This is a genomic window from Actinopolymorpha pittospori, assembly GCF_014873875.1.
Taxonomy (GTDB): Bacteria; Actinomycetota; Actinomycetes; order Propionibacteriales; family Actinopolymorphaceae; genus Actinopolymorpha; species Actinopolymorpha pittospori.
The window spans coordinates 7,445,348-7,471,864 of sequence record NZ_JADBEM010000001.1 but is presented as its reverse complement, the minus strand read 5'-3'; the positions used below and the strand labels follow the sequence as shown (position 1 = coordinate 7,471,864).

The following is a 26,517-nucleotide window of genomic DNA, read 5'->3' as shown; positions in this document are numbered from 1 at the left end:
GCCCGCCCGGCACACAAGCCCTACGCGCTGAGTAGCATCGGCGCGTCTTTGAAGTGACGCCCCGACCCCGGCCTCCGAGCGAGCGGCTACGACCACATGTTGCGAAGGTTCCACCAATTCTGGATACGGCTGCTGACCCCAGTTGCGCGCTTCTTCCTGCGTGTCGGCATCGGTCCCGACATCGTGACGCTGGTCGGGACGCTCGGAGTCTGCGTCGGCGCGCTGGCGTTCTACCCGCGCGGAGTGCTCTTCTGGGGCACGATCGTCATCACCGCGTTCGTGTTCTCCGACATGGTCGACGGCCTGATGGCGCGGATGTCCAACCGCTCCTCGAAGTGGGGCGCGTTCCTGGACTCCACACTCGACCGGGTCGGTGACGCGGCGGTCTTCGGCGGCCTCGCCCTGTGGTTCGCCGGCGGCGGAAACAGCTTCCTTCTGGCCTGCGTCGCGTTGTACGACCTTGTCATGGGCAGTGTGACGTCCTACGCGAAGGCGCGTGCGGAGAGCCTCGGCATGACCGCCAACGTCGGGGTCGCCGAGCGGGCCGACCGGCTGGTCGCGGTGCTCGTGGCGACCGGCCTGGCCGGGCTTGGCGTGCCGTTCCTGCTGCCGGCGGTGCTGTGGCTGCTCGCCGTGGCGAGCACGGTGACGGTGATCCAGCGGATCCTCGCCGTCCGTAAGCAGGCTCTGGTGATCGATGCGGCCGCGGGCGGCCCCGGCGGATCCGCGCGTGTCGCGGGGAACTCGGAGAAGGAGTCGCGGTGACTCCGGACGGACGGTCGTCCGACCCGCGGAGCGGTGCCGGAGCGCCGCGGCCGACACGGCCACCGATCACCCAGCGGATGAAGTACGCCGCCATCTACGCGGCCTACTCCGCGGCTTGGGCGATCCTGCGCAAACTGCCCGAACACGCGGCGTTGGGGGCCCTCGAGCGCATCGCCGACGTGGTCTGGCGGCGGGAGGCCCGGGGCGTGCGCCAACTGGAGCGCAACCTGGCCCGGGTCCGCCCCGACCTGGGTGCCGGTGAGATCCGCGTGCTCAGCCGGGCCGGTATGCGGTCGTACTTCCGCTACTGGTGCGAGGCGTTCCGGCTGCCCGACCTGCGCGCCGACGACATCAGGTCCCGGGTCGTCACCCACGGCGAGGACGTCTTCTGGAAGGCGCTCAAGGCCGGGCACGGAGTCGTCGTCCCGCTGCCGCACATGGGCAACTGGGACTTCGCGGGCGCCTGGGCGGCCGCCGTCGGCGCGCCGGTGACGAGCGTGGCCGAACGCCTGCGGCCGGAGCGGCTCTACGACCGGTTCGTCACCTACCGCGCCGACCTCGGGATCGAGATCCTGCCCGCGACCGGAGGGCCGGACCCCATGCGCATCCTCTCCGACCGGTTGTACGCCGGCGGCCTGGTCTGCCTCGTCTCCGACCGCGACCTGTCCGCGCGTGGCGTCGAGGTGAGCTTCTTCGGCGAGCCGACCCGAATGCCGGCCGGTCCGGCCGCGCTCGCTCTGCGCACCGGCGCGACCCTCCTGCCGGTCACGCTGTGGTACGACGGTCCGCAGATGCACATCCAGTTCCATCCAGTCGAGCGGCCCGAGGGGACCCGGCAGGGCATTCGCGCCCTGACCCAGCAGATCGCCGACGTCTTCGCGGAGGGCATCGCCGAGCATCCCCAGGACTGGCACATGCTGCAGCGGCTGTGGGTGGCCGACCTCGACGCCGGCCACCGGGCCGCGCTCGAACGCACCGGTCCGGTGCGGTGAGGGTCGGCGCCTGATGGGGGTCGCGGTCTGATGGGGGTCGGAATCTGATGAGGGTCGGAATCGTCTGCCCCTACTCGATGGACGCGCCCGGCGGGGTACAGAACCACGTCCGCGACCTGGCCGAGGTGCTCCTGGCCGCGGGCCACTCGGTGTCGGTCCTCGCGCCAGCCGACGACGACACCCCGGTCCCGCCCTACGTCGTCTCCGCCGGCCGCGCCGTCCCGGTGCCCTACAACGGCTCCATCGCCCGGCTGGCGTTCGGCCCGGTGTCGGCGACACGGGTACGCCGCTGGATCCGGGACGGCCAGTTCGACGTCCTGCACATCCACGAGCCGGCCACCCCCTCCCTCTCGCTCCTGGCGCTGTGGGCGGCCGTCGGGCCGATCGTCGGCACGTTCCACTCCGCGATGCCGCGCTCCCGGGCGATGAGCGCGATGTCGGCGATCCTGCGCCCCGCCCTGGAGAAGATCAGCGCCCGGATCGCGGTGAGTGAGCCCGCCCGCGCGACCCTCGTGCAGCACCTGGGCGGTGAGCCCGTGGTGATCCCGAACGGCCTGTTCGTGGACCGGCTAGCCCGGGCGGTCCCGCGCCCGGAGTGGCGTGGCGAGGGCGGAACGCTCTGCTTCCTGGGCCGGCTGGACGAGCCTCGCAAGGGGCTCGCCGTACTCCTGCGGGCGTTCCCCACGATCTGGGCGGCACATCCCGGCGTTCGCCTGCTCGTCGCCGGCCCGGGTGACGTCGAGGAGGCCCGCGCCATGCTCCCGCAGGAGTGCCGTGCCGCCGTGACCTTCCTCGGCATGGTCGACGACGTGGGCAAGGCGGACATGTTCGCGACCTCCGACGTCTACGTCGCCCCACAGACCGGCGGTGAGTCGTTCGGCATCGTGCTCGTCGAGGCGATGGCGGCGGGAGCGCCGGTCCTCGCGAGCGGTCTGGACGCCTTCCGCCTCGTGGTGGACGGAGGAAAGCTCGGCCGACTGTTCGAGGTGGGCGACAGCGCCGACCTCGCCGCGGGCGCGCTGGAACTGCTGGCCGATCCGCAGCTTCGGGACCGGCTGCGCGACTCGGCGCGGATCGCGGTCCGCCGCTACGACTGGGGGAGCGTGGCGAAGGAGATCGTGTCGGTCTACGAGATGGTCACCGAGGGCGTCCCGGGGGTCGGCGAGGCCGCCGAGGAGGGGCGTCTGTCGCACCCGGGCGGGCTCACATGAGCTGGCTGATCCTCGCGTTCGTCGTCCTCGCCGTCGCGGGGGTGTACCTGTCCTGGACCGCGGGCCGGATCGACCGGCTGCACACCCGGCTCGACGCCGCTCGGGCAGCGCTGGAGGCGCAACTGTTCCGCCGGGCGGCGGTGGCGCTCGAACTCGCGACGTCGGGGATTCTCGACCCGGCCACCTCGCTCCTCGTGGTGGACGCGGCACAGCGTTCCCGGTCGGCCGAGGACGAGGAGCGCGAGATCGCTGGTTCGGACCTGTCGAAGGCGCTCGCCGTGGTCTTCCCGGACGTGGAGACGAGTCAGGAGCTCGCCCGCCAACCCGGCGCCGCGGAGCTGCTGGCCGAACTCGGCGGCGCCTGCCGGCGGGTGGAGATGGCCAGGCGGTTCTACAACGACACTGTGGCCAGTACGCGTGCGCTGCGGACGCGGCGTCTGGTGCGGTGGTTCCGGCTGGCCGGGCGGGCCAGGATGCCGACGACGGTGGAGATGGACGTCGTGCCTCCGGCGGGGCTCGTCCCCTGACCGAGGATCCTCCGGGTCCCCAGGGGTGTGGGCGAGGGCGTGAGCGAGGTGCGTGACCCGCGGAGTTGACAGACCGTTGACGACGCGGTGACCGATATGGGTGGACCTCGCCAGCACGACGCCCGGCCTCACGCCTACCATGGAGGTGCCTTCCCAAGCCCCCCTTCTCGCGAGGTAGACCGTGACCGCACCGCAGTCCACGCCCCCCACGCCCGACGCCACGCCCATCGGCGGCTCCGCCGCTCCCGTCACCGGCACCGGTCGGGTGAAGCGCGGCATGGCGGAGATGCTCAAGGGCGGCGTGATCATGGACGTGGTCACGCCCGAGCAGGCCAAGATCGCCGAGGACGCCGGCGCGGTCGCCGTGATGGCCCTCGAACGCGTGCCGGCCGACATCCGCGTGCAGGGCGGCGTGGCCCGGATGAGTGACCCCGACATGATCGACGGGATCATCGAGGCGGTCTCGATCCCCGTCATGGCCAAGGCCCGGATCGGGCACTTCGTCGAGGCCCAGGTGCTCCAGGCGATCGGTGTCGACTACGTCGACGAGTCCGAGGTCCTCACCCCGGCCGACGAGGCGCACCACATCGACAAGTGGGCGTTCACGGTGCCGTTCGTGTGCGGTGCCACCAACCTCGGCGAGGCGCTGCGACGGATCTCCGAGGGCGCGGCGATGATCCGCTCCAAGGGCGAGGCCGGCACCGGCAACGTCGTGGAGGCCACCCGCCACATGCGTCAGATCCGCGCCGACATCCGGCGGCTGTCCACGCTGGGCGAGGAGGAGCTGTACGCCGCGGCCAAGGAGCTGCGCGCGCCCCACGACCTGGTCAAGGAGGTCGCCCAGGCCGGCAAGCTCCCCGTCGTCCTCTTCACGGCGGGCGGCCTCGCGACCCCCGCTGACGCGGCCATGATGATGCAGCTCGGCGCCGAGGGTGTGTTCGTCGGGTCCGGCATCTTCAAGTCCGGCGACCCCGCCAAGCGGGCCGAGGCGATCGTCAAGGCGACGACCTTCTACGACGACCCCGACGTGATCGCCAAGGTGTCCCGCGGCCTCGGTGAGGCGATGGTCGGTCTCAACGTCACCGACCTCCCCGAGAGCCAGCGGCTCGCCACCCGCGGCTGGTGACTTCCGGGCACCAGCACCCCTGAGCTTCCGGACGGATCCGGAGCGCCGGCACATCGCCACGATGCCCGAATGCCGGCGCACCGGACACAATGTCACCAGCCCGTCCCGAAGGGACAGGCTCGCCTTTCGAGGACAGTGGTCTGTCCCTCGTAAACTGGGGCTTTGCCCCGAACCCGCAAGGAAACTCTGTGACCAACCCCAGGATCGGGATCCTCGCCCTGCAGGGCGACGTCCGCGAACACCACCGGATGCTCGCCGAGTGCGACGCGACGCCGGTGAGTGTGCGTCGTCCCGAGGAGCTCCTGGCCGTCGACGCGCTCGTCGTCCCAGGCGGTGAGTCGACCACGATGTTCAAGCTGGCCGCGGCGTTCGACCTGCTGGAGCCGCTTCGCAAGCAGGTCGCCGCCGGGATGCCGACGTTCGGCACCTGCGCCGGGATGATCATGTTGGCCGACCATCTCCGCGACGGTGTCGAGGGGCAACAGACGATCGGCGGCATCGACATGACGGTCCGCCGTAACGCGTTCGGGCGTCAGGTGGACTCCTTCGAGGCCGACGTGTCGCTTGACCGGATCGACGCCAGGGCCGACGCGCCTCCCTTCCATGCCGTGTTCATCCGGGCACCCTGGGTGGAGGGCGTGGGGGAGAGCGCCGAGGTCATCGCCCGGATCGCCTCGGGCCCCGCCGCCGGTAGGATCGTCGCCGTTCGCCAGGGGGACCTGCTCGCGACGGCCTTCCATCCCGAGATCGCCGGCGACACCCGTATCCACCGCTACTTCGTCGAACTCGTGAAGGGGGCGTAGCCGACATGTCCGGCCACTCCAAGTGGGCGACCACGAAGCACAAGAAAGCCGTCATCGACGCCAAGCGCGGCAAGCTCTTCGCGAAGCTGATCAAGAACGTCGAGGTCGCGGCCCGGGTGGGCGGCGGTGACCCCGCGGGCAACCCGACGCTCTACGACGCCATCCAGAAGGCGAAGAAGTCCTCGGTTCCCAACGAGAACATCGACCGTGCCATGAAGCGCGGTGCGGGCCTGGAAGCCGGCGGCGCCGATTACCAGACGATCATGTATGAAGGCTACGGCCCGGCCGGCGTCGCGATCCTGATCGAGTGCCTCACCGACAACCGCAACCGCGCGGCTGGCGACGTTCGCACCGCGGCGACCCGCAACGGCGGCACGATGGCCGACGCGGGCAGCGTCTCCTACCTGTTCAGCCGTCGGGGAGTGGTCGTGGTCCCGCGCGAGCAGGAGGGCCGGGAGCTGGGCGAGGACGACGTGCTCGGCGCGGTTCTGGACGCGGGAGCCGAGGAGGTCAACGACCTCGGCGAGGCGTTCGAGGTGATCTCCGAGCCCACCGACCTGGTCGCCGTCCGGACCGCGCTGCAGGACGCAGGGATCGACTACGAGTCGGCCGACGCCAGCTTCGTGCCGAGCGTCACCGTCCCGCTCGACGAGGTGACCGCTCCGAAGGTCTTCCGCCTGGTCGAGGCCCTCGAGGACTGCGACGACGTTCAGAACGTCTACGCCAACTTCGACGTCTCCGACGAGATCATGGAGAAGGTCGGCTGAGACCCACCCGACGCGCCCGGAGAGCCGGCGACCAGTCGCGCTCTCAGGGCGTGTTCGTCCTGGTGTGGGCAGCGGTCCGGGCATGGTCACGACCGCATGATCCCGCGGGTCGGCTGTACCAGAATCCGCCCCTTCGCCCGGTCCATCCGGGCCACCGACACGGGCGGTGGCACGCTTGTGACCGACATTCCTCGCGTACGCCGGTTACGGTGTTGACGTGCAGGGGGACCTGGCCGAGAACGCCGCGACCGTCGAGTTGACCAGACTCGGCGGTTATGTGCTTCGGGAGCGGATCGGCGAAGGCGGCATGGGCGTGGTCCATCGCGCCACCGACGTACGCGGTCGAGTTGTCGCGGTGAAGGTGCTTCGCCCGCACGTCGCCGGGGACGCCGAGTCCAGGGCGCGCTTCGCCCGGGAGGCCCGGGTCCTCGCTCGGGTCCGCGGGCGACACATCGCCCAGGTGCTCGACACCGACGTGGCGGCGGCCATGCCCTACCTCGTCACCGAGTTCGTCGACGGTCCACCGCTCTACGAGGTCGTCGAGGACGAGGGACCGCTGGAGGGCCCCGACCTCGCCGACCTGGCCGGCGACCTCGCCGACGCGCTCTGCTCGATCCACGGTGCGGGCGTCGTCCATCGCGACCTCAAGCCCGGAAACGTGCTGATCGAGGACGGTATCGCCGTCGTGATCGACTTCGGCATCGCCCAGATCGCCGACGACACCCGGATGACCATGCCGGGCATGGTCTACGGCACCCCGGGCTACGTCGCGCCGGAGATCCTCAGCGGGGCGGAGATCACCCCGGCCGCCGACGTCCACGCGTGGGCCGCGACGGTCACCTACGCGGCGACCGGTCGGGCGCCGTTCGGCAAGGGTCCGCTGGAGGCGGTGGCCTACCGCGTCCTGCACGACGAGCCGGACCTGTCCGGCTGCCCGCCGTGGCTCGCACCGGTGCTCGCCCGATGCTTCGCCAAGGATCCCGGCGCGCGCCCGACCGCGCCCCACCTGCTGCGCTGGCTGGAGACCGGCGAGGAGCCGCCGCCGGTCGCTGGCGGCACGCGCCCGAGCGGTGCCTCGGCCGAACCAGCCGAGGAGGAGGCCACCGGATGGTTCGGGGCGGGTGCACCGCGGCCGGCGTCCCGGCCGCCGGCCGCGGACCCATATCCGACGGAGGTCCGCGACGACGCCGAGGACGGGTACCCGACCGAGACCTACGGGCGTTCCGCCGAGGACGCGTACCCGACCGAGACCTACGGGCGTGCCGCCGAGACCTACCCCTACGAACACGCGGCGCACGCCTACGACGAGACCGTCGCGGACGGCAGGTACGACGCGGATCACCGCGCTGGCCCGGTCGACCCGGCGCCGACGAGGGTCGAGGAGTCGCCGGAGGAGCAGGCGACCGTCCCGGCCCAGCCGGCCGTCGCGCCCCGTACCTCCCATCGGCTGGTGACCGCGCTCGCGTTCGGCGTGCTCGGCACGCTGGCAGCGGTCCTGCCGGCAGGCGCCGCCATCGGGCTCGTCGGGTGGCTGCTCCTGGCCCGTACGGTCGACCGTTCGGCGGAGTTCGTCGAGGGCCGCCGAGCCCAGCGTGGACGACGCCGCACGGACGGCGTGGTCGCTACCCTGGCGCTGCCCTGGCACCTGCTGCGATCGACCGTCGTCACCGCGCTCACCCTGCCGATCGCGGCTGTCGGGGCCGGGCTCCTGGTCGCGATCGTCGCCCTGTTCTTCTACGTCGGCGGGATCAGCCCTCGCTGGGACATCATGTGCGGCGCCGCAGGACTCGCGATGGCCCTGCTGGCCTGGTGGGGAGTCCGGGGCCAGGCCGTCCAGCAGGGGACGGAGCGCGTTCTGCACCGCGTGGTCGGCCGGCGCCGTTGGGTCGCGGTCGGCGCCGGTGCCGCCCTCGCCGTCTTCCTCCTGCTCCTGGTGACGATCGCGACCGGTGAGCCGGTGTACTGGTGGCCCTCCCAGGGGCAGCCGCTGCCCCGGTTCGACTGGGCCAGCTGACTCACCCGCGACTGATCGTCCGTCGGCGCGTCGTACCGGTCCGACGATCACCTCACCGCTAGGCTCCGAACAGGTGTTCGGGACGGCGAGTCCAGGACCCTGCCCCGAGGGGTGGGTCCGAGGTCTGGAGCGGAGGGTCGGCAGGGTGCGCGTGCTCGGAGTCGACCCCGGCCTCACGCGGTGCGGACTCGGCCTGGTGCAGGGCCGGCATCCACGCCAGCTCGAGCTCCTCGCCGTCGACGTCGTCCGCACCGGACCCGACACCGACCTGGGTGAACGGCTGCTCGCGGTCGACGTGGCCGTCAGCCGCTGGCTCGACGAGCACACACCTGATGCCGTCGCGCTCGAGCGGGTGTTCAGCCAGCACAACGTCCGCACCGTGATGGGCACCGCCCAGGTGAGCGGGGTGATCCTCGCCGCCGCGGCCCGCCGTGGCATCCCCGTCGCCCTCCACACGCCGAGTGAGGTGAAGGCGGCTGTCACCGGCAGCGGCCGGGCCGACAAGGAGCAGGTGACCAACATGGTCACCCGGATCCTGTCGTTGAGCAGCAAGCCGAGGCCGGCCGACGCCGCCGACGCGCTCGCCCTCGCCATCTGCCATCTGTGGCGGGGCCCAGCGGCGGCCAGGATCGAGGCGGCGAAGCTCAAGGTGGCCGCCGCCGTCGCCGGCCGGGCGGCACCCACCCGCTGGCAGCCCCCGCGGCGCGCTACCGACCCACCGAGGAGTTCGAAGTGATCGCATTCGTTCGTGGCAACGTCGCCTCCGTCGGTCTCGACACCGCGGTCGTCGAGGTCGCTGGCGTCGGTTTCGAGGTCCGGGCGACCCCCGGGACGCTGGCCGACCTGCGGGTGGGTGAGCCCGCGACGCTGCCGACCAGTCTCGTGGTCCGGGAGGACTCACTGACGCTCTACGGCTTCGCCGACGACGACGAACGCACTGTCTTCGAACTCCTGCAGACCGCGAGTGGCGTCGGCCCCAGGCTCGCGCAGGCCATGCTCGCCGTCCACCGCCCCGACGACCTTCGGCGCGCCGTCGCAACCGACGACCTGGTGGCCCTCACGAAGGTGCCGGGCATCGGCAAGAAGGGCGCCCAGCGGATCGTGCTGGAGCTCAAGGACCGGCTCGGCGCGCCGACCGGCGGACGGCCGGTCGGGGGAGCGGCACCGGTGGTGGGCGTCGCCGCGGGAGCGGAGTGGCGGGAGCAGGTGCGGGGCGCGCTCCTCGGGCTGGGCTGGTCCACCAGGGAGGCCGAGTCCGCGCTGGACACCGTGGCCCCGGTCGCGGAGGAGCAGGCGAAGGACTCCGTGCCCGACGTGGCGGCGCTGCTGCGCGCGGCCCTCCGTACGCTGTCCAAGGCCTGATCTCGGCTGGTTCCGCGTGTTCGGTGCCGGTTCGCGCCGGTGGTCGGGTACGCGTACTTCCAGGTGGCGAGCCCTGATGCCTGATCTGCCCAACGACCCACTCGTCGAGGAGTTGCCCGCATGACGTCCCACGACGACAGCGGCGGCACGTACCCCGCCGGCCGTGCTCTGGTGGCCGCGGAGGCAGCCGGCGACGAGATGACGGTCGAGGGGGCCCTGCGACCGCGCACCCTCGACGAGCTGATCGGGCAGTCGCGGGTGCGCGACCAACTGGGTCTCGTCCTCGAGGCCGCGCGCAGTCGTGGACGGCCGCCCGACCACGTGCTGCTCGCCGGTCCACCCGGGCTGGGCAAGACCACCTTGGCGATGATCATCGCGGCGGAGCTCAGTGCCCCTCTCCGGGTGACGAGCGGTCCCGCCATCCAGCACGCCGGAGATCTGGCGGCGATCCTCTCCTCCCTCGCCGAGGGTGAGGTGCTGTTCCTGGACGAGATCCACCGGATGAGCCGGCCCGCCGAAGAGATGCTCTACATGGCGATGGAGGACTTCCGGGTCGACGTCGTGGTGGGCAAGGGGCCGGGCGCGACCGCCATTCCGCTCGAGATTCCGCCGTTCACGTTGGTCGGTGCGACGACGCGGTCGGGTCTGCTGCCGGGACCGTTGCGCGACCGGTTCGGGTTCACCGGGCACCTGGAGTACTACGAGGTCGACGAACTCGACGAGATCGTTCGGCGGTCGGCGCGGCTGCTCGAGGTCCAGATCACCGACACCGGCGCCCGGGAGGTGGCGAGCCGGTCGAGGGGGACACCTCGCATCGCCAACCGGCTGTTGCGTCGGGTCCGCGACTACGCACAGGTCCGTGCCGATGGTGTCGTACGGCAGGACATCGCCCAGGCGGCACTCAACCTGTACGAAGTGGACGAAGAGGGGCTGGACCGTCTCGACCGGGCCGTCCTGGACGCGCTGTGCCGCCGGTTCGGTGGCGGACCGGTCGGTGTGTCGACCCTGGCTGTCGCGGTCGGAGAGGAACGCGAGACCGTTGAGGAGGTGGCCGAGCCCTTCCTGGTCCGCCGCGGGTATCTCGCCCGGACTCCCAGGGGGAGGGTGGCTACACCGGCCGCGTGGCGCCAACTAGGGTTGGCGCCGCCGACCGACGTGGCGTTCGGCCAAGCACCGAGCCTGTTCGACGACGACTGCGGCGCGGGCGAGGGCAACGCGGGCTGACACGCCACGGACAAGGTCCGCACGCGTCTGCCCAGGCTGGCGCCGCTAGAATCCGCCGGTGGCCGTGCGTGACATGGCCGTGGCCGACGATCGGCCGTTGTCTCGACGACGCCCAGGGAAGGGAAACGACTCCCCATGCTCCTCAGCCAGGCTGCGACCGGGGCCAATCTCTGGACGCTGCTGCTTCCGATCCTTTTGTTGGTGTTGTTCTGGGTCGTCGCGATTCGACCCCAGCGCCGCCGGCAGCGGGAGACGTCGGAGATGCAGAACAAGCTTCATCCCGGACAGCAGGTCATGACCGGCGCCGGCATGATGGCGACCGTCCACGCGGTGGAGGACGACAGCGTTCTGCTCGAGATCGCCCCCGGCGTCTACGCCCGCCACGTCCGGCAGGCCATCGTCCGGATCATCGACCAGCCGGCGCTCCCGCAGGACGAGAGCACCACGAAGTCGACCGACGGTCCAGACGGACCGGTGGCATGACGGTCCGTTCACGGGGAGAGTGAGACGACGTGGCGACGAAGAGGCCGCACCCGTGGCGCTCTCTGGGAGCGCTTCTCCTGGTTCTGGTCGTGGGCTTCGGCACGATGATCGCGATCGGTACGCTGACGCCGCGGCTCGGTCTCGACCTGCGTGGCGGCACCTCCATCACCCTGACCGCCCGCCCGTCGGCCGGCCAGGGACCGGTGACCCCGGAGAAGCTTGCCGAGGCTGTCGACATCATCCGTAACCGCGTCGGCTCCGTCGCCGAGGCGGAGGTGACCACTCAGGGCAACGACCACATCGTCGTCGAGGTCCCCGGTGTGGGGCAGGACGAGATCGTCCGGTTGGTGGGTTCGACCGCCGAGCTGAGGTTCCGGCAGGTCCTCGCGGTGGCCCCCGCGGCCGCTGCGGCGCCGGCTCCGACACCCACGCCGTCGGGAAGTCCCAGCCCGTCCACCACTCCCACACCCACGCCGACGGGTTCGCCGTCCGCGAGCGTCACGCCGCACGACCGTGGTCGCGCCGTTCCGCAGTCCCTCAAGGCTGCCGCGCCGACTCCCACACCGTCGGCGACGAGCACGCCCTCGCCGACGAACCAGCCGAACCCGCCCGCGCCCGACAACGGCAAGGTCCAGGTGTCGACCACGGGCGCCAGCGCCGCGCAGCTCGCGGCACTGGACAAGTTCAAGTGCGAGCAGTTCACGCCGGCCAAGGACAACTCCCGCAACCCCCTGCTCACCTGTGACCGGGAGAGCGCCACGAAGTTCGTCCTCGGCCCCGCCCTCATCCTCGGCTCGGAGATCTCCGACGCGAGCGCCCAGCTGCCGCAGAACCAGCTGTCCTGGCAGGTCGGCCTCCAGCTGAAGGGTGCCGGCAAGAGCAAGTTCGCGCAGGCGAGCACGCAGATGTACCAGCTGCAGCAGCCGCTCAGTCAGTTCGCGATCGTCCTCGACGGGAAGGTCGTCTCCTTCCCCGTGATCGAGGGGCCGATCACTGACGGCCAGGCGAGCATCACTGGTCAGTTCTCCCAGCAGCAGGCCACCGACCTGGCCAACACGCTGAAGTACGGCGCGCTGCCGCTGACCTTCGAGACCAGCCAGGTCTCCACCGTGTCGCCGACGCTCGGCAGTGACCAGCTCCGCGGTGGCCTCATCGCCGGCGCCATCGGTCTCGCCCTCGTCGTCCTGTACTCGTTCTTCTACTACCGCGGCCTCGGCCTGGTGGTGGTCCTGTCCCTGGCCGCCGCCGCGGCGGTCGTCTACGCGGCGGTGTCGCTGCTCGGCCCGCAGGGCTTCACCCTCACCCTCGCCGGCATCGCGGGCCTGATCGTCGCGATCGGTATCACCGCCGACTCCTTCGTCGTCTACTTCGAACGCCTCCGCGACGAAGTGCGCGAAGGGCGAAGTCTGCGAACCGCCGTGGAGACGGGCTGGGTACGTGCCCGACGTACGATCCTCGCCGCCGACTCGGTGTCGCTCCTGGCCGCGGTGGTCCTCTACACGTTGTCCGTGGGCAACGTCCGAGGCTTCGCCTACGCGCTCGGACTGACGACGGTCGTCGACATCATCATCGTGTTCGTCTTCACCAAGCCATTGCTCACGCTGCTCTCCCGCACCCGCTTCTTCGGTGAGGGGCATCGTTTCTCCGGACTCGATCCGTCCCGGCTCGGCGTGCCCCGAGAGCGGCTGGCGCCGCGCACGGTCAAGCGCTCCGCGACGAAGGGAGCCTGACATGTCCCGCCTCGGTTCCGTCGGGCACAGGCTCTACACCGGTGAGTTGTCGCTCAACTTCATCGGTCGGCGACGGGTCTGGTACGCCGCGTCGGCCATCGTGGTGCTGATCGCGCTCGGCGCCATCCTGCTGCGCGGACTCAACTTCTCCATCGAGTTCCGTGGCGGTGTGGACTTCCAGGCACCGGTCTCGGCCGGCTCCGCGCAGGCGGCCATTCCGGACGTGCGGTCCGCCGTCGTCGACACCGGGGTGCTGAAGGGCGCGGAGCCCACCGTCACCTCGATCGGAACCGACCAGATCCGCGCGGAGACGCCGCCGCTGACTCCCGAGCAGATCGCCACCGCGCGCAAGGCGATCGCCAACGAGCTCCGGATCAGCGAGAGCCAGATCGACTACTCCAGCATCGGGCCGACCTGGGGCCAGCAGATCACCAGCAAGGCCATCCTGAGTCTCGGGGTGTTCCTCGTCCTCGTGATGGTGGTGATCTGGCTCTACTTCCGCGAGTGGCGAATGTCGGTGTCCGGGCTCGTCGCGCTGTTGCACGACGTGTTCATCACCGTCGGCATCTACGCACTGGTGGGCTTCGACGTCACGCCGGCGACGATCATCGGCCTGCTGACGATCCTCGGATACTCCCTGTACGACACCGTGGTCGTCTTCGACAAGGTGCGTGAAAACACCCGGAACATCTCCGCCTCGAGTCGCTGGACCTACAGCGAGGCCGCCAACCTCGCCGTCAACCAGACGCTGGTGCGCTCGATCAACACCTCGCTCATCGCGCTGCTCCCGGTCGCGGGCATCCTGTTCGTCGGCGCCGGACTCCTCGGAGCCGGCACGCTGAAGGACCTGTCGCTGGCGCTGTTCATCGGTATCGCGGTCGGTACGTACTCCTCGATCTTCATCGCCACCCCGTTGCTGTGTGACCTGAAGGAGCGCGAGCCCGCGATGCGGGCCCTGGCCCGAAGGGTGGCGCAGCGGCGTGCCGCCGCGGAGAAGGGTACGGCCGGGGATCAGGCCGATGCCGGCGCCGGGGCGTCCCAACGCGAGTCCGTCTCGACATCGGCCCGTGGCAGCACGCAGGCCCGTCCGGTCGAACGCACCCAGGCCGCCGGGCGTGCCCAACCCCAACGCAAGCCCAGGTCCCGCCGCTCCAAGGGCCAGGGCCGATGAGGAGCCCGCGCCGATGAGCGAGGTCCGCGGCATCGACGAGCTGATCAACGGCCTGGTCCGAGACGTTCCCGACTACCCCAAGCCCGGCATCGTCTTCAAGGACATCACCCCGCTTCTCGCCGACGCGAGCGCCTTCGCCCGCACGATCGACGCGCTGTGCGCACCGTGGATCGACGCCGATCCGCGGGTCGACAAAGTGGTCGGCATCGAGGCGCGCGGTTTCATCCTGGCCGCGCCGGTGGCGCTGGCTCTGGGTGCCGGTTTCGTACCGGTCCGCAAGCAGGGGAAGCTGCCCGGGCTGACCCACTCCCAGACCTACGCGCTCGAGTACGGCCAGGAGACCCTCGAGATCCATCAGGACGCGATCGCGGCGGGGGAGCGGGTGCTGGTCATCGACGACGTTCTCGCGACCGGTGGGACGGTCGAGGCGACCGTCGGCCTCATCCGGGCCGGTGGCGCGGAGATCGTGGGCGTGTCCGTTCTGCTCGAGCTCGGCTTCCTCAGGGGACGCGAACGGGTGGCCGAACTCGCCGCGCTGCGGTCCCTCGCCCAGATCTGAAGATTGGTCCAGTTGATCCGACCCTCGCCTGCGGTCCTGAGACGACTCGGCTCCGATCTCGGACGAATGGTGCCGAACCGATCCGGACGGACCGCCGCCAGCGCGGTGAAAGTCGACCAGTCTGGCGAAGTCCACGTCGCAGGACAGTCAGGGGCATCCGCGGCGGACGGTGACCGTCGGCGGCAAGGACCCAGCTGGACACCCAAGCACCATCTGGTGGACAGTGCCGACGGTAACCCGTCTCGTTGCCCGTAAACTGGTGCCTTGCCGCCCCAGAGGAGACCGCTGTGGCCGAGGAGATCGCTTCGACTGCGCCGGCGCGCGGTGATGTGCCCCGTGCGCCGCAACGTTCGGTAAGCGTGTCCGCGGTCCGTGCGGCAGCCGCCGCCGCGTTGGCGGCGCCGACCAGCACCGAGCCGGTCAAGGCCCCCGCACCCGCCGAGCGTGGCGCGTCGGGTCGCCGAGGCGCCGGCCAGGGGCCCGGCGGGCCGTTCTCCGGGTCCTCCCGGCGGATGCGCCAGCGGTTGGCCCGACTGGGGCGTTCGCCGCAGGGCAACCCGGTCCTGGAGCCGCTTTTCCGGATCGTCCGGACGACTCACCCCAAAGCCGACCTGACCCTCATCGAGCGGGCCTACCACACCGCCGAGCGCTACCACCGGGGCCAGTCCCGCAAGAGCGGTGACCCGTTCATCACCCACCCCGTCGCCGTCGCGACGATCCTCGCCGAGCTGGGCATGACACCGCCCACCCTCTGCGCGGCGCTCCTGCACGACACGGTCGAGGACACGCCCTACACGCTGACCGAGCTGCGCAACGACTTCGGCGACGAGATCGCCCTCCTCGTCGACGGCGTGACCAAGCTCGACAAGGTCAAGTACGGCGAGAGCGCGCAGGCCGAGACCATCCGCAAGATGGTCATCGCGATGGCCAAGGACATCCGGGTCCTGGTCATCAAGCTCGCGGACCGGCTGCACAACATGCGCACGCTGCGTTACGTCAAGCAGGCGACGCAGGAGCGCACCGCACGCGAGACCCTCGAGATCTACGCCTCGCTCGCCCACCGGCTAGGGATGAACACCCTCAAGTGGGAGATCGAGGACCTCGCCTTCGCGACCCTGCATCCGAAGCTCTACGACGAGATCGTGCGGCTGGTCGCCGAGCGTGCGCCGTCCCGCGACGAATACCTCGCGAAGGTCATCGACCGGGTGCAGTCCGACCTGCGCGACGCGAAGGTCAAGGCCACCGTCACCGGACGCCCGAAGCACTACTACTCGATCTACCAGAAGATGATCGTCCGCGGCCGGGAGTTCGGCGACATCTACGACCTGGTCGGCATCCGGGTCCTGACCGACTCCGTACGCGACTGTTACGCCGCACTCGGCGTCATCCACGCGCGATGGAACCCCGTACCCGGGCGGTTCAAGGACTACATCGCGATGCCGAAGTTCAACATGTACCAGTCGCTGCACACCTCGGTGATGGGGCCCGAGGGCAAGCCGGTGGAGCTGCAGCTGCGCACGTTCTCCATGCACCGGCGGGCCGAATACGGTGTCGCCGCGCACTGGAAGTACAAGGAGGACCCCAACGCCGGTCGGGAGACCGACCGCGGCGGCGGCCCCAACGACATGGCGTGGCTGCGCCAGCTTCTCGACTGGCAGCGCGAGACCGAGGACCCGGGGGAGTTCCTCGAGTCGCTGCGGTTCGAGATCAACTCCACCCAGGTCTACGTCTTCACCCCGCGCGGCGACGTCATCGCGCTGCCGGCCGGATCCACACCGGTCGACTTCGCCTACGCGATCCACACCGAGGTGGGGCACCGCTGTATCGGCGCCCGGGTCAACGGCCGGCTCGTGCCGCTCGAGAGCCAACTCGAGAACGGCGACCTGGTGGAGGTCTTCACCTCCAAGGCCGACGGCGCCGCACCGAGTCGTGACTGGCTGACGTTCGTCCGCAGCCCGCGTGCCCGCAACAAGATCCGGCACTGGTTCACCAAGGAGCGGCGCGAGGAGGCCATCGACCAGGGCAAGGACCAACTGGCCCGCATGGTCCGCAAGGAGGGCATGTCGCTGCAGCGCATGCTCACCCACGAGTCACTCGCCGCGATCGCTCAGGACCTCCGCTACCCCGACGTCTCCTCGCTCTACGCCGCGGTGGGGGAGGGCACCGTCACCGCACAGTCCGTCGTCCGGCGTCTCATGCAGACCGTCGGCGCGGGCGAGGAGGAGGCCGAGGACGCGTCGGAGGCCATCGTCATCTCGCCCGACACAGGGCGGCGGGAGCGGCTACCCCGCGGCGACTCCGGTGTCGTCGTCAAGGGTGTCACCGACGTCTGGGTGAAGCTGGCGAAGTGCTGTACGCCCGTGCCGGGAGACGCGATCGTCGGCTTCGTCACCCGCGGCGCGGGGGTGTCGGTCCACCGGGGAGACTGCATCAACATCCACCACCTGACCACCCAGCCCGAGCGGATGGTCGAGGTCGAGTGGGCGCCGACGGCGCAGAGCCTCTTCCTCGTGCAGATCCAGGTCGAGGCCCTCGACCGGGCCCGGCTGCTCAGCGACATCACCCGGATCCTGTCCGACCAGCACGTCAACATCCTGTCGGCGTCGGTGACGACCACCCGCGACCGGGTGGCGAAGAGTCGCTTCACCTTCGAGATGGGCGACCCCAAGCATCTTGGGCACGTCCTTCGCGCCGTACGCAGCGTCGACGGCGTCTTCGACGCCTACCGCGTCACCAACTGATCGCGACAGAACGAGTCCGGGTGGGCGTACGCCTCACCCGGACTCCAGGGACCCTCAGATTCAGCTGGAGAACTCGTCGAGCGTCTTCTCGACCTCGGCCAGCCAGGCACGGCGGGCGTTGAGGGCCTCCTCCGCCTGGCGTACTCCGGCCGCGTTGCCCGTCTCCTGCTGCTTGGCAAGCTCGCGTTCGAGGTCGGCGATCGAGTTGCGCAGCTGCGTCAAGGTGTCGTTGGCGCGGGCCCGGGTCTCGGGGTTGGTCCGCCGCCACTCGTTGCTCTCAGCGGAGCGGATGGCGTCCTCGACCTTGCGAAGTCGGCCCTCCACCGCGCGCACGGAGGCGCGGGGCACGCGGCCGATCTCGTCCCACCGCTGCAACAGACCGCGGTAAGCCTCGCGCGCCACCCGGTGATCGCGTACGGGCAGCAGTGCCTCCGCCTCGACGAGCAAGGCTTCCTTCTGCTCCAGGTTGACCTGGAACTCGGCCTCCTGCTCGGCGTAGGTCGCGTTGCGGGCGTTGAAGAACCGGTCCTGGGCGGCCCGGAACCGCTTCCAGAGCTGGTCCTCGACGTCACGGGCCGCGGGTCCGGCCGCCTTCCAGCGCTGCATGAGCTCGCGGTACTGCGTGGTCCCCCGGCCCCAGTCGGTCGAGTCGGCGAGGGACTCCGCCTCCGCGGCGATCTCCTCCTTCGCCTGCCGGGCGTCCTCGCGGCGAACGTTGAGCTCGGAGAAGTGCTGCTTGCGGCGGCGGGTGTAGGCGGTCCGGGCGCTGGAGAAGCGGCGCCACAGCTCGTCGTCGGTCGCCTTGTCGAGCCGGGGCAGCGCCTTCCACTGGTCGAGCAGCTCGCGGAACCGGCCGACGCCGTGCCGCCAGTCAGAGCCCGCCGAGAGGGTCTCGGCCTCCGCCGCGATGGCGGCCTTGGCCTCGCGGGCCTCCTCCACCTGGCGCTTGCGCTCGACTCGACGCTCCGCGCGCCGGTCGGCGATCACCGCCTCGAGGGCGTCGAGGCGGGCGGCCAGGGCCGCCAGGTCTCCGATCGCCTGCGCGTTCTCGAGGTTGCGCCGCTCACGACGGAGGGCGCTCTGCGCCTCGTCGGGAGCGAGGATGCCGCTCTCGACCCGCGAGGCGAGCAGGTCGACCTCCAGCGCGATCGCGTCGTACTTGCGGCGGAAGAACGTGAGCGCTCCCTCGGGGTCGCCCACCTGCCAGGACCCGATGGCGCGCTCGCCGGTGTCGGTGCGGACATAGACCGTGCCGTCGTCCGCCACCCTGCCCCAGGGATCTTCTGCCGTTCCGTTCACTGCACGCTCCCGGTCGGTGATCACGTCGTCGTGACCTTGACATCTTCGATGATGACCGATGTTGCCGGTCGGCCGAGCCCCTGTGTCCCGGAGTCGGGAGCGAGGCCGGCCTTGGCCGCCCTTGATACGCCGTCGAGCCTGTAGCTGACCTTCCCGAACGCCGTCGCGGGGTGATCGATCGTGAAGGGGTCACCGTACGTGATGACAAATCCGCTGTCATTACGGTTTTCACCATCGGCCGCGACCATCCTGCCCGGCGCACCCGCCATGACCATCCTGCCCGGCGTCGCGCCCGGATCGTGGTCCGCCGGCGTGAGGACGGCGGCGGCATGGGCCGGCCGGTCGTCGCGCAGGAGGAGGAAGAGACCGACGCCGCCCGCGATCACGGCGATCACCGCGACGACCGTGCCGATGATGATGCCGTTGCGGCGCGCGCGATGGCGGTGCTCGACCTGGCGGGTCCGCTGGCGTTCCCACTTCTGCCGGGCGAGCTGGCGTTGACGCTGCTTCTTCGTGACCACCGAGGACCGTCTCTCCGCTCTGGTGTCCGACGACCGGTGAGTCAGTCTAGATGGCACACCCCTCGCGCGCGCCCGGGTAATCCCCAGCTTTCACCACCGAACGGGGCGCTTCGGCTGGCCGGGTGGTGCATCCGGCCGGGGGTCGCCCGTCGCGGGAACGCCGGTCATGCGGTTCGCGGGGCCGACCGGGCCGCCGGTAGTCTTCGAAGGTCGAGAAGCTTTTCCCCGCCGTACGACCCCAAGAGGACTACGCAGTGTTCGTCGCCGGCTTCCCCACCGGAGTGTTCGCCGCGAACTGCTACGTCGTGGCAGCCGAGGCGGGCGCGGAGTGCGTGGTCGTCGACCCCGGGCAGGACGCCGCCCCGGCGGTGGCCGAGGTGGTCCGCGAGCACGGGCTCAGGCCGATCGCCGTCCTCCTGACCCACGGTCACCTTGACCACATGTGGTCGGTGCTGCCCGTCTGCGGCAGCTACGACGCGGTGTGCTGGGTCCACCCAGCCGATCGGCGCCTGCTCGCCGACCCGCTGAACGGGCTTCCGCCGGAGTGGGCCGGCGCCCTGCTCGGCGGGGGCGAGACCTTCGCCGAGCCCGACGAGGTGCGGGAACTCGCCGACGGCGCCACCGTCGAGGTCGCCGGGCTGAACCTCACAGTCGACCACACACCAGGCCATACCAGCGGGTCGGTGACGTTTCGGACCCCGTACAGTCCGGGGGCCGGGCGCCGTGGCAGCACGGCGTGGACGGAGCCGGCGGCAGACGCACCGGAGCTGATGTTCGGGGGCGACCTGCTCTTCGCCGGATCCATCGGACGCACCGACCTGCCGGGCGGAGATCATCCGACGATGCTGCGCAGCCTTGCCGACAAGGTGCTGCCGCTCGACGACCGGATCGTCGTTCTGCCCGGCCACGGTGACCAGACGACCATCGGCCGGGAACGCCAGAACAATCCCTTCCTGAAGGGGCTCGTGCCCGGCCCGGCACGGAGCGGGTGAAGATTCCTCATGAGTTTCCAGGCGCCCAAGGGCACCTACGACATCGTTCCTCCGCGGTCGGCGACGTGGCTCGCCGTCCGGGAGGCACTGAGCCGGCAACCCAGGCTGGCCGGGTACGACTACGTCGAGACCCCGATGTTCGAGGACACCGGGCTCTTCGTCCGGGGGGTCGGTGAGTCGACCGACGTCGTGACCAAGGAGATGTACACCTTCGAGGACCGCGGCGGGCGTTCGCTGACGTTGCGACCGGAGGGGACGGCCGGCGTCCTGCGTGCCATCGCCGAGCACGGCCTGCACCGCGGCCAACTGCCGGTGAAGGTGTGGTACGTCGGACCCAACTTCCGTTACGAGCAGCCGCAGTCCGGCCGCTACCGCCAGCACACCCAGGTGGGCGTGGAGACGATCGGCGGTGACGACCCCGCGCTCGACGCCGAGGTCGTCTGGCTGGCCGCGGAGGCCATGCGCTCGCTCGGGCTCACCGGGACCCGCCTGCTGCTCAACAGCCTCGGGTGTCGAGAGTGCCGGCCGGCCTACCGCGAGCTGCTCCAGGACTTCCTGCGCGGGCTCGACCTCGACGACGACACCCGCCGGCGCGCGGAGATCAACCCGATGCGGGTGCTGGACGACAAGCGCGCGGAGGTCCAGGCCCAGCTCACCGACGCGCCGCTGATCACCGATCACCTCTGCGGAGCCTGCAAGGAGCACCACGAGCAGGTGCGCTCCTATCTCACCGATCTCGGGGTGGAGTACGAGGACACGCCCCGCCTCGTCCGTGGGCTGGACTACTACGTCCGGACCACGTTCGAGATCGTGCACGGCGGTCTCGGCGCGCAGTCCGCGCTCGGCGGAGGTGGTCGCTACGACGGCCTCCTCGCGACCATCGGTGGCCCCGACCTCGGCGGCGTGGGCTTCGGGCTCGGCGTCGACCGCACGATCCTGGCCGTCGACGCCGAAGGGCTCGAGGTCGGCGACCGGAGCCGCTGCGACGTCTTCGTCGTCCCGCTCGGGGCGGCGGCGCGGCGCCGTACGGTCACGTTGCTGCGCGACCTCCGGCGTGCCGGTCTCCGCTCCGACACGACCTACGGCGGGCAGGGCCTCAAGGGCGCGATGAAGGCCGCCGACCGGTCCGGGGCGGCGTTCGCGCTCGTTCTCGGTGATCGGGACCTCGAGCAGCACGTCGTCCAGCTGAAGGACCTGCGCAGCGGCGAGCAGACGTCGGTTCCGCTCGACGACCTCGTCGCCGCCATCGTCGCGAGCACCGGACAGTGACGGCCGGCAGCGCCGAGGATATGACGCGAGACATCACGCACGACACGACGAAGGAGACGTTCGGGTGATCCGCACGCACGAGGCCGGCACGCTACGCGCCGACCACGTCGACCAGACCGTGACCCTGGCCGGGTGGGTGGCCAGGCGACGAGACCACGGTGGCGTGGCATTCATCGACCTGCGGGACGCCTCGGGCACCGTGCAGGTGGTGATCCGTGACGAGGCCGCGGCGCGTGACCTGCGCCAGGAGCACTGCATCCGGATCGTGGGCGACGTACGCCCGCGGCCGGAGGGCAACGCCAACCCCAACCTCCCGACGGGTGAGGTCGAGGTCGTCACCTCCGAGGTGGAGGTGCTGAGCACCGCCGAGGCGTTGCCGTTCCCGGTGGAGGAGCACCACCAGACGCCGGTCAACGAGGAGGTGCGGTTGCGTCACCGCTACCTCGACCTGCGCCGTCCGGAGATGGCGGAGAAGCTGCGCACCCGTTCCCGGGTGACCCACCTGATCCGCGACGTGATGGACCAGAGCGGCTTCGTCGACGTCGAGACGCCCTACCTCACCCGCTCGACTCCGGAGGGCGCCCGCGACTTCGTCGTGCCGGTCCGGCTCCAGCCGGGTAGCTGGTACGCCCTGCCGCAGTCGCCGCAGCTGTTCAAGCAGCTGCTGATGGTGGCGGGCCTCGAGCGCTACTACCAGATCGCGCGCTGCTTCCGGGACGAGGACTTCCGTGCCGACCGGCAGCCGGAGTTCACCCAGCTCGACGTCGAGATGTCGTTCTGCTCCGTCGACGACGTCATCGCCCTCACCGAGCAGGTGCTCGCCCGGGTCTGGAAGGACGTCCTCGGCTACGAGATCCCCCAGCCGATCCCGCGGATGACCTACGCGGAGGCCATGCGCCGGTTCGGGATCGACCGACCGGACCTGCGGTTCGGCAACGAGCTCGTCGACTTCACCGACTACTTCGCTCACACGCCGTTCCGGGTGTTCCAGGCGAAGGGCGACGACTTCCACGTCGGCGCGGTCGTGATGCCCGGCGGGGCCGGGCAGGCCCGCAAGGAGCTCGACGCCTGGCAGGAGTGGGCGCGCTCGCGCGGCGCGAAGGGTCTCGCCTACGTCCTGGTGGGGGAGAACGGCGAACTCGCCGGCCCCGTGGCGAAGAACCTCTCCGAGGAGGAGCGGGCCGGCCTCGCGGCACACGCCGGCGCCAAACCGGGCGACTGTGTGTTCTTCGCGGCCGGACCGCGTTCGGAGGCGCTCGGCCTCCTGGCCGCGGTCCGCCTCGAGGTGGGGGAGCGCTGTGGCCTGATCGACCACTCCCGTTGGGAGTTCTGCTGGGTGGTCGACGCGCCGATGTTCGAGCCGGTCGAGAACTTCGACGGAAGTCGCGGCTGGACCGCCATCCACCACCCCTTCACCGCGCCGACCCCGGAGTGGGCAGACCGGTTCCAGGAGGACCCCGGTCAGGCGCTCTCCCAGGCCTACGACATCGTGCTGAACGGCACCGAGATCGGTGGCGGCTCCATCCGTATTCACCGCGCCGAAATGCAGCAGCGGGTGTTCGACGTGATCGGACTCAGCAGGCCGGAGGCCGAGAGCCAGTTCGGCTTCCTGCTGGAGGCATTCCGCTACGGACCTCCGCCGCACGGCGGCATCGCTCTCGGCATGGACCGGCTGGTCGCGCTGCTGACCGGTGTGGAGTCGATCCGCGACGTCATCGCCTTCCCGAAGACCGCTTCGGGATCCGATCCGTTGACCGGCGCGCCCACCCCCATCACGCCCGCGCAGCGCCGAGAGGCCGGGATCGACACCAAGCAGACCAAGCAGGAGCGGCCGGTAGCGGACGCGAACGCGAGCACCGGCGGGCCGAGCGAGGCCCGGTAGACACCTCCGTCACCTGAATCGACCACGTGCGGCCGGCCCACTAGGGCCGGCCGCACTTTGTGTTTTCACCGAGTGTTATGCGAACAGTGGCTTGATGTATACGCAGTGTAATGTCAAGAGTTTACAAATCGTGATCTCAACGGCAGTGTGATCGGGCGATCCGGTCGTCTATCGTCAGGCGTTGCAATCTTCGAACACAGCGCGTTGCGGACAAGCTCTGTGTGGCGTTCCTACTTCTGGAAGGCTTACGACGATCTATGGCGGATCCGACCCTGCTCGAGACCGGTAGCAGCACGCCGGTCGCGCCCCCCGCAGCTCCGGTGAGGAGCAAGTCTCCGACCCAGATCGCGCTGGAGCGGCTGCGCAAAGACAAGGTCGCGATCATCTGCGCGGTCGTCGTTCTCTTCTTCATCCTGATTGCGATATTCGCCGACGTCATCACCGCGGTAACCAACACCGATCCCAACACGCTCCACCAGGATCTCGTCGACGAATACGGCTTTCCCACCGTCAATCCCAGCGCCGCCCACCCCTTCGGGTTGGAGCCGCGGCTCGGCCGGGACCTCTTCGCCCGGTGGATTCAGGGCAGCCGTCCCTCGCTGATCGTCGCGGTCAGCGCCGCCGCCATCTCGACGGTGATCGGAACCGCGATGGGTCTGCTCTCGGGCTTCCTCGGTGGACGTGTCGACCGGGCAATCTCCTGGCTGATCGACCTGATGTTGTCGATGCCGCTCATTCTCTTCGTCTTCGCCATCGTCCCGGTCGTCCAGAGCTGGTTTCCTACGGATGGGAATACGGTCTCCCAAGTTCGCCTCTGGTCGCTGGTGGCTATCTTCGCGCTGTTCGGATGGACCGGTCTTGGCCGGCTGATCCGGGCCCAGGTGCTGTCCTTGCGTGAACGGGAGTTCGTGCAGGCCGCTCGTGCGATCGGCGTACCGACCCGGCAGATTCTCTTCCGCGAGCTGCTACCCAACCTGACCGGCCAGATCATCGTCTTTCTCTCCCTGGCGGTGCCCAGCTACATCGCTTCGGAAGCTGGTCTCTCCTATCTCGGCATCGGTCTGACCGAACCAACACCCTCGTGGGGCCGCACGATCAACTCCGCGCTGTCCTACTACGAGACATACCCGATCTATTTCTGGCAGCCGGCACTGGCGATCCTCGTGCTCGTCCTGGCTCTCAACCTTCTCGGGGACGCGATTCGCGACGCATTCGACCCGAAAACCCGTCGGTAGCAACCGCCGGGGACCAGTCCTCAAGGAAGGCAAGGTAAGAACGTATGCATTGGAGAAGGTTGGTAGCGGCGGCCGGCGTGCTGGCCCTCGGCGCTGCCGCCTGCGGTGGGGGTGCATCGCCCTCCGAGCGGGCACAGGAGCAGAAGAAGGAGTCCCCGTCGGCGGCGCCGACGGGCGGCGGCTTCCAGGTCGTGCAGGACGCGGCGGCGGTCGGCCCGGCCAAGGACATCGCGGGTTCCCAGAAGGGCGGCACGGTCACCGTTTTGACGGTGAACGCGCCGGAGACCTTCGACCCCACCCGGGCCTACTACATCGACACCCTCGCGGTGCTGCGGTTGACGGCCCGCACGCTCACGGCGCTCGAACTGCGTGAGGACGGGAAGTACTACCTGATCCCCGACCTGGCGACGGACCTCGGTACGCCGAACGACGACTTCACCGAGTGGACCTTCAAGCTGAAGGACGGGATCAAGTACGAGGACGGCTCGCCGGTCACGGCGCAGGACCTCGCCTACTCGGTGAAGCGGTCCTTCGCGACCGAAGAGCTCACCGGTGGTCCGACCTACCAGCAGAGCTACTTCGTCGACGGCACCACCTACAAGGGCCCGTTCAAGCCGGCGGCCCAGAACGGCGGTCTCGACTACGCCGGTGTGGAGACGCCGGACGACAAGACGCTGGTCCTGAAGATGGCCAAGCCGTTCCCGGACCTGCCCTACTACACGACGTTCCCGGTGTTCACACCGATCCCGCAGGCCAAGGACACCCAGGGCAACTACGGCAACCACCCGCTCGCGACCGGGCCGTACAAGTTCGAGACGTACCAGAAGGGCAAGCGGCTCGTCCTGACCAAGAACGAGCAGTGGGACCCCGCGACCGACGCCGGTCGGCACCAGTACGTCGACAAGTACGACTTCAAGTTCAGCCAGAACCCGATCAAGCTGCAGGAGCAGCTGATCAACGACAACGGTCCGGACCAGACCGCGATCACCTACGACAGCGTCGACTCCTCCCTGCTGCCCAAGATCCAGGGCAAGGAGCCCGAGGAGCGGATGCTGACCGGTGACGGCACCTGCACCAACTTCATCTACCTCGACACCCGCAAGATGCCGCTCGAGGTGCGCAAGGCGCTCGCGGTGGCGTGGCCGTACGACTCGCTGCACAAGGCGGCCGGCGACAACCCGTTCACCTACAAGGCAGCGACCACGATCCTGCCGAAGGTGACCCCGGGCTTCGTCAACTACGACGTGTTCGGCAACGGCGCGAAGGGTGACGGCGACCCGGCCGAGGCGAAGAAGATGCTCGAAGCGGCGGGCAAGCTGGGCTTCGAGGTCGTCTGGGTCTACGCCAACGACGACGACATCGCCGCGCAGGTCTCGGCGGTGCGCGAGCAGAAGCTGAAGGCCGCGGGCTTCAAGACCAAGGCCATCCCGATGCCGCGCGACCAGGTGCGCGCCGAACTCGGCAACCCCAAGTCGCAGATCAACATCCGGGCCAACGGTTGGTGCCTGGACTGGCCGTCGGCGACCACGGTCTTCCCGGCCATCTTCGACGGCCGGCTGATCGCCCTGAACCCGAACGCCGCGCCGAACAAGTCCTTCCTCAACGAGGAGGACGTCAACACTGAGATCGACCGGATCTCGGCCCTGCCCCTGGACCAGCAGCCGGCTGAGTGGGCCAAGCTCGACAAGACGATGACCGAGAAGTACCTCCCGGTCATCCCGGTCAGCTACAGCACGGCCAACTTCCTGTTCGGCTCCAAGGTCGGCGGTGTCGTTCTGGACGCCTTCGCCGGCGGTCCCGACTTCACCAAGTTGTTCGTGAAGCAGTAGGCCACCCGGCGGGTG

At 70.0% G+C, this 26,517-nt stretch carries 23 protein-coding genes; 21 read left to right on the top strand and 2 right to left on the bottom strand.

Annotated features, from left to right (window positions below; genetic code table 11):
• Window positions 1-96 precede the first annotated feature (96 nt).
• The 16 genes from pgsA (at window position 97) to HEB94_RS34785 (ending at window position 17,475) form a co-directional block, all read left to right on the top strand.
• Window positions 97-765 carry a phosphatidylinositol phosphate synthase gene (pgsA, locus tag HEB94_RS34860; protein ID WP_192753782.1) on the top strand — a complete coding sequence of 223 codons (669 nt, stop codon included), beginning with the start codon at window positions 97-99 and terminating at the stop codon, window positions 763-765.
• Window positions 762-1,757 (top strand): phosphatidylinositol mannoside acyltransferase, encoded by a 996-nt coding sequence (locus HEB94_RS34855; protein ID WP_337918114.1) that lies wholly within the window; start codon window positions 762-764, stop codon window positions 1,755-1,757. The genes pgsA and HEB94_RS34855 overlap by 4 nt, the downstream gene beginning before the upstream one ends.
• A gap of 47 nt (window positions 1,758-1,804) precedes the next feature.
• Complete coding sequence (locus tag HEB94_RS34850; protein ID WP_192753781.1) at window positions 1,805-2,968, top strand: glycosyltransferase family 4 protein; 1,164 nt, start codon at window positions 1,805-1,807, stop codon at window positions 2,966-2,968.
• Window positions 2,965-3,495, top strand: coding sequence for a LemA family protein (locus HEB94_RS34845; RefSeq protein WP_192753780.1), 531 nt, complete (start codon window positions 2,965-2,967; stop codon window positions 3,493-3,495). The genes HEB94_RS34850 and HEB94_RS34845 overlap by 4 nt, the downstream gene beginning before the upstream one ends.
• 226 nt (window positions 3,496-3,721) lie before the next feature.
• Window positions 3,722-4,621 carry a pyridoxal 5'-phosphate synthase lyase subunit PdxS gene (pdxS, locus tag HEB94_RS34840; protein ID WP_192756848.1) on the top strand — a complete coding sequence of 300 codons (900 nt, stop codon included), beginning with the start codon at window positions 3,722-3,724 and terminating at the stop codon, window positions 4,619-4,621.
• Between the two features lie 188 nt (window positions 4,622-4,809).
• On the top strand, window positions 4,810-5,424 hold the full coding sequence (gene pdxT / locus HEB94_RS34835; protein ID WP_337918113.1) for a pyridoxal 5'-phosphate synthase glutaminase subunit PdxT: 615 nt from the start codon (window positions 4,810-4,812) through the stop codon (window positions 5,422-5,424).
• Between the two features lie 5 nt (window positions 5,425-5,429).
• Window positions 5,430-6,191, top strand: a complete 762-nt coding sequence (locus HEB94_RS34830; RefSeq protein ID WP_192753778.1) for a YebC/PmpR family DNA-binding transcriptional regulator — start codon at window positions 5,430-5,432, stop codon at window positions 6,189-6,191.
• Between the two features lie 217 nt (window positions 6,192-6,408).
• The gene (locus HEB94_RS34825) at window positions 6,409-8,205 is read left to right on the top strand and encodes a protein kinase domain-containing protein (RefSeq protein ID WP_192753777.1); all 1,797 of its coding nucleotides are present in this window, start codon (window positions 6,409-6,411) and stop codon (window positions 8,203-8,205) included.
• A 145-nt stretch (window positions 8,206-8,350) separates the two neighbouring features.
• Window positions 8,351-8,941 carry a crossover junction endodeoxyribonuclease RuvC gene (gene ruvC, locus HEB94_RS34820; RefSeq protein WP_192753776.1) on the top strand — a complete coding sequence of 197 codons (591 nt, stop codon included), beginning with the start codon at window positions 8,351-8,353 and terminating at the stop codon, window positions 8,939-8,941.
• Window positions 8,938-9,567, top strand: a complete 630-nt coding sequence (gene ruvA / locus HEB94_RS34815) for a Holliday junction branch migration protein RuvA (protein ID WP_192753775.1) — start codon at window positions 8,938-8,940, stop codon at window positions 9,565-9,567. Before ruvC ends, ruvA begins: the two co-directional genes overlap by 4 nt.
• Before the next feature lie 120 nt (window positions 9,568-9,687).
• The gene (gene ruvB, locus HEB94_RS34810; protein WP_192753774.1) at window positions 9,688-10,791 is read left to right on the top strand and encodes a Holliday junction branch migration DNA helicase RuvB; all 1,104 of its coding nucleotides are present in this window, start codon (window positions 9,688-9,690) and stop codon (window positions 10,789-10,791) included.
• 135 nt (window positions 10,792-10,926) lie between these two features.
• Complete coding sequence (gene yajC, locus HEB94_RS34805; RefSeq protein WP_192753773.1) at window positions 10,927-11,274, top strand: preprotein translocase subunit YajC; 348 nt, start codon at window positions 10,927-10,929, stop codon at window positions 11,272-11,274.
• 29 nt (window positions 11,275-11,303) lie between these two features.
• Window positions 11,304-13,004: a protein translocase subunit SecD gene (gene secD, locus HEB94_RS34800; protein ID WP_192753772.1), complete on the top strand. Its 1,701-nt coding sequence runs from the start codon at window positions 11,304-11,306 to the stop codon at window positions 13,002-13,004.
• Window position 13,005: 1 nt separating this feature from the next.
• The gene (gene secF, locus HEB94_RS34795; RefSeq protein WP_192753771.1) at window positions 13,006-14,175 is read left to right on the top strand and encodes a protein translocase subunit SecF; all 1,170 of its coding nucleotides are present in this window, start codon (window positions 13,006-13,008) and stop codon (window positions 14,173-14,175) included.
• A 13-nt stretch (window positions 14,176-14,188) separates the two neighbouring features.
• A complete protein-coding gene (locus HEB94_RS34790) occupies window positions 14,189-14,734 on the top strand; it encodes an adenine phosphoribosyltransferase (RefSeq protein WP_192753770.1) in 546 nt (181 codons plus the stop codon).
• Window positions 14,735-15,246: 512 nt separating this feature from the next.
• The gene (locus tag HEB94_RS34785) at window positions 15,247-17,475 is read left to right on the top strand and encodes a RelA/SpoT family protein (protein ID WP_238362861.1); all 2,229 of its coding nucleotides are present in this window, start codon (window positions 15,247-15,249) and stop codon (window positions 17,473-17,475) included.
• A 60-nt stretch (window positions 17,476-17,535) separates the two neighbouring features.
• Here the strand turns inward: HEB94_RS34785 and HEB94_RS34780 are convergent, their stop codons facing one another.
• Both HEB94_RS34780 and HEB94_RS34775 read right to left on the bottom strand, forming a co-directional pair.
• A complete protein-coding gene (locus HEB94_RS34780; RefSeq protein WP_337918112.1) occupies window positions 17,536-18,774 on the bottom strand; it encodes a DUF349 domain-containing protein in 1,239 nt (412 codons plus the stop codon).
• 20 nt (window positions 18,775-18,794) lie between these two features.
• Window positions 18,795-19,169 (bottom strand): hypothetical protein, encoded by a 375-nt coding sequence (locus HEB94_RS34775; RefSeq protein WP_192753767.1) that lies wholly within the window; start codon window positions 19,167-19,169, stop codon window positions 18,795-18,797.
• Window positions 19,170-19,549: 380 nt separating this feature from the next.
• On the opposite strand from HEB94_RS34775, the gene HEB94_RS34770 reads away from it, so the two are divergent.
• The 5 genes from HEB94_RS34770 (at window position 19,550) to HEB94_RS34750 (ending at window position 26,502) form a co-directional block, all read left to right on the top strand.
• On the top strand, window positions 19,550-20,287 hold the full coding sequence (locus HEB94_RS34770) for an MBL fold metallo-hydrolase (RefSeq protein ID WP_192753766.1): 738 nt from the start codon (window positions 19,550-19,552) through the stop codon (window positions 20,285-20,287).
• A 9-nt stretch (window positions 20,288-20,296) separates the two neighbouring features.
• Entirely contained in the window at window positions 20,297-21,556 is a 1,260-nt protein-coding gene (gene hisS, locus HEB94_RS34765; protein ID WP_192753765.1) for a histidine--tRNA ligase, read from the top strand.
• Between the two features lie 64 nt (window positions 21,557-21,620).
• Window positions 21,621-23,438 carry an aspartate--tRNA ligase gene (aspS, locus tag HEB94_RS34760; RefSeq protein WP_192753764.1) on the top strand — a complete coding sequence of 606 codons (1,818 nt, stop codon included), beginning with the start codon at window positions 21,621-21,623 and terminating at the stop codon, window positions 23,436-23,438.
• A gap of 257 nt (window positions 23,439-23,695) precedes the next feature.
• Window positions 23,696-24,673 (top strand): ABC transporter permease, encoded by a 978-nt coding sequence (locus HEB94_RS34755; RefSeq protein WP_192753763.1) that lies wholly within the window; start codon window positions 23,696-23,698, stop codon window positions 24,671-24,673.
• Between the two features lie 44 nt (window positions 24,674-24,717).
• A complete protein-coding gene (locus tag HEB94_RS34750) occupies window positions 24,718-26,502 on the top strand; it encodes an ABC transporter substrate-binding protein (protein ID WP_192753762.1) in 1,785 nt (594 codons plus the stop codon).
• Window positions 26,503-26,517: the final 15 nt, after the last annotated feature.

Bases quoted from the DNA above. Each gene is read 5' to 3' on its own strand.
- pgsA (WP_192753782.1), top strand. From the start codon at position 97: ATGTTGCGAAGGTTCCACCAATTCTGGATACGGCTGCTGACCCCAGTT.
- HEB94_RS34850 (WP_192753781.1), top strand. From the start codon at position 1,805: ATGAGGGTCGGAATCGTCTGCCCCTACTCGATGGACGCGCCCGGCGGG.
- HEB94_RS34845 (WP_192753780.1), top strand. From the start codon at position 2,965: ATGAGCTGGCTGATCCTCGCGTTCGTCGTCCTCGCCGTCGCGGGGGTG.
- HEB94_RS34830 (WP_192753778.1), top strand. From the start codon at position 5,430: ATGTCCGGCCACTCCAAGTGGGCGACCACGAAGCACAAGAAAGCCGTC.
- ruvB (WP_192753774.1), top strand. From the start codon at position 9,688: ATGACGTCCCACGACGACAGCGGCGGCACGTACCCCGCCGGCCGTGCT.
- yajC (WP_192753773.1), top strand. From the start codon at position 10,927: ATGCTCCTCAGCCAGGCTGCGACCGGGGCCAATCTCTGGACGCTGCTG.
- secF (WP_192753771.1), top strand. From the start codon at position 13,006: ATGTCCCGCCTCGGTTCCGTCGGGCACAGGCTCTACACCGGTGAGTTG.
- HEB94_RS34790 (WP_192753770.1), top strand. From the start codon at position 14,189: ATGAGCGAGGTCCGCGGCATCGACGAGCTGATCAACGGCCTGGTCCGA.
- HEB94_RS34785 (WP_238362861.1), top strand. From the start codon at position 15,247: ATGCGCCAGCGGTTGGCCCGACTGGGGCGTTCGCCGCAGGGCAACCCG.
- hisS (WP_192753765.1), top strand. From the start codon at position 20,297: ATGAGTTTCCAGGCGCCCAAGGGCACCTACGACATCGTTCCTCCGCGG.
- HEB94_RS34755 (WP_192753763.1), top strand. From the start codon at position 23,696: ATGGCGGATCCGACCCTGCTCGAGACCGGTAGCAGCACGCCGGTCGCG.
- HEB94_RS34750 (WP_192753762.1), top strand. From the start codon at position 24,718: ATGCATTGGAGAAGGTTGGTAGCGGCGGCCGGCGTGCTGGCCCTCGGC.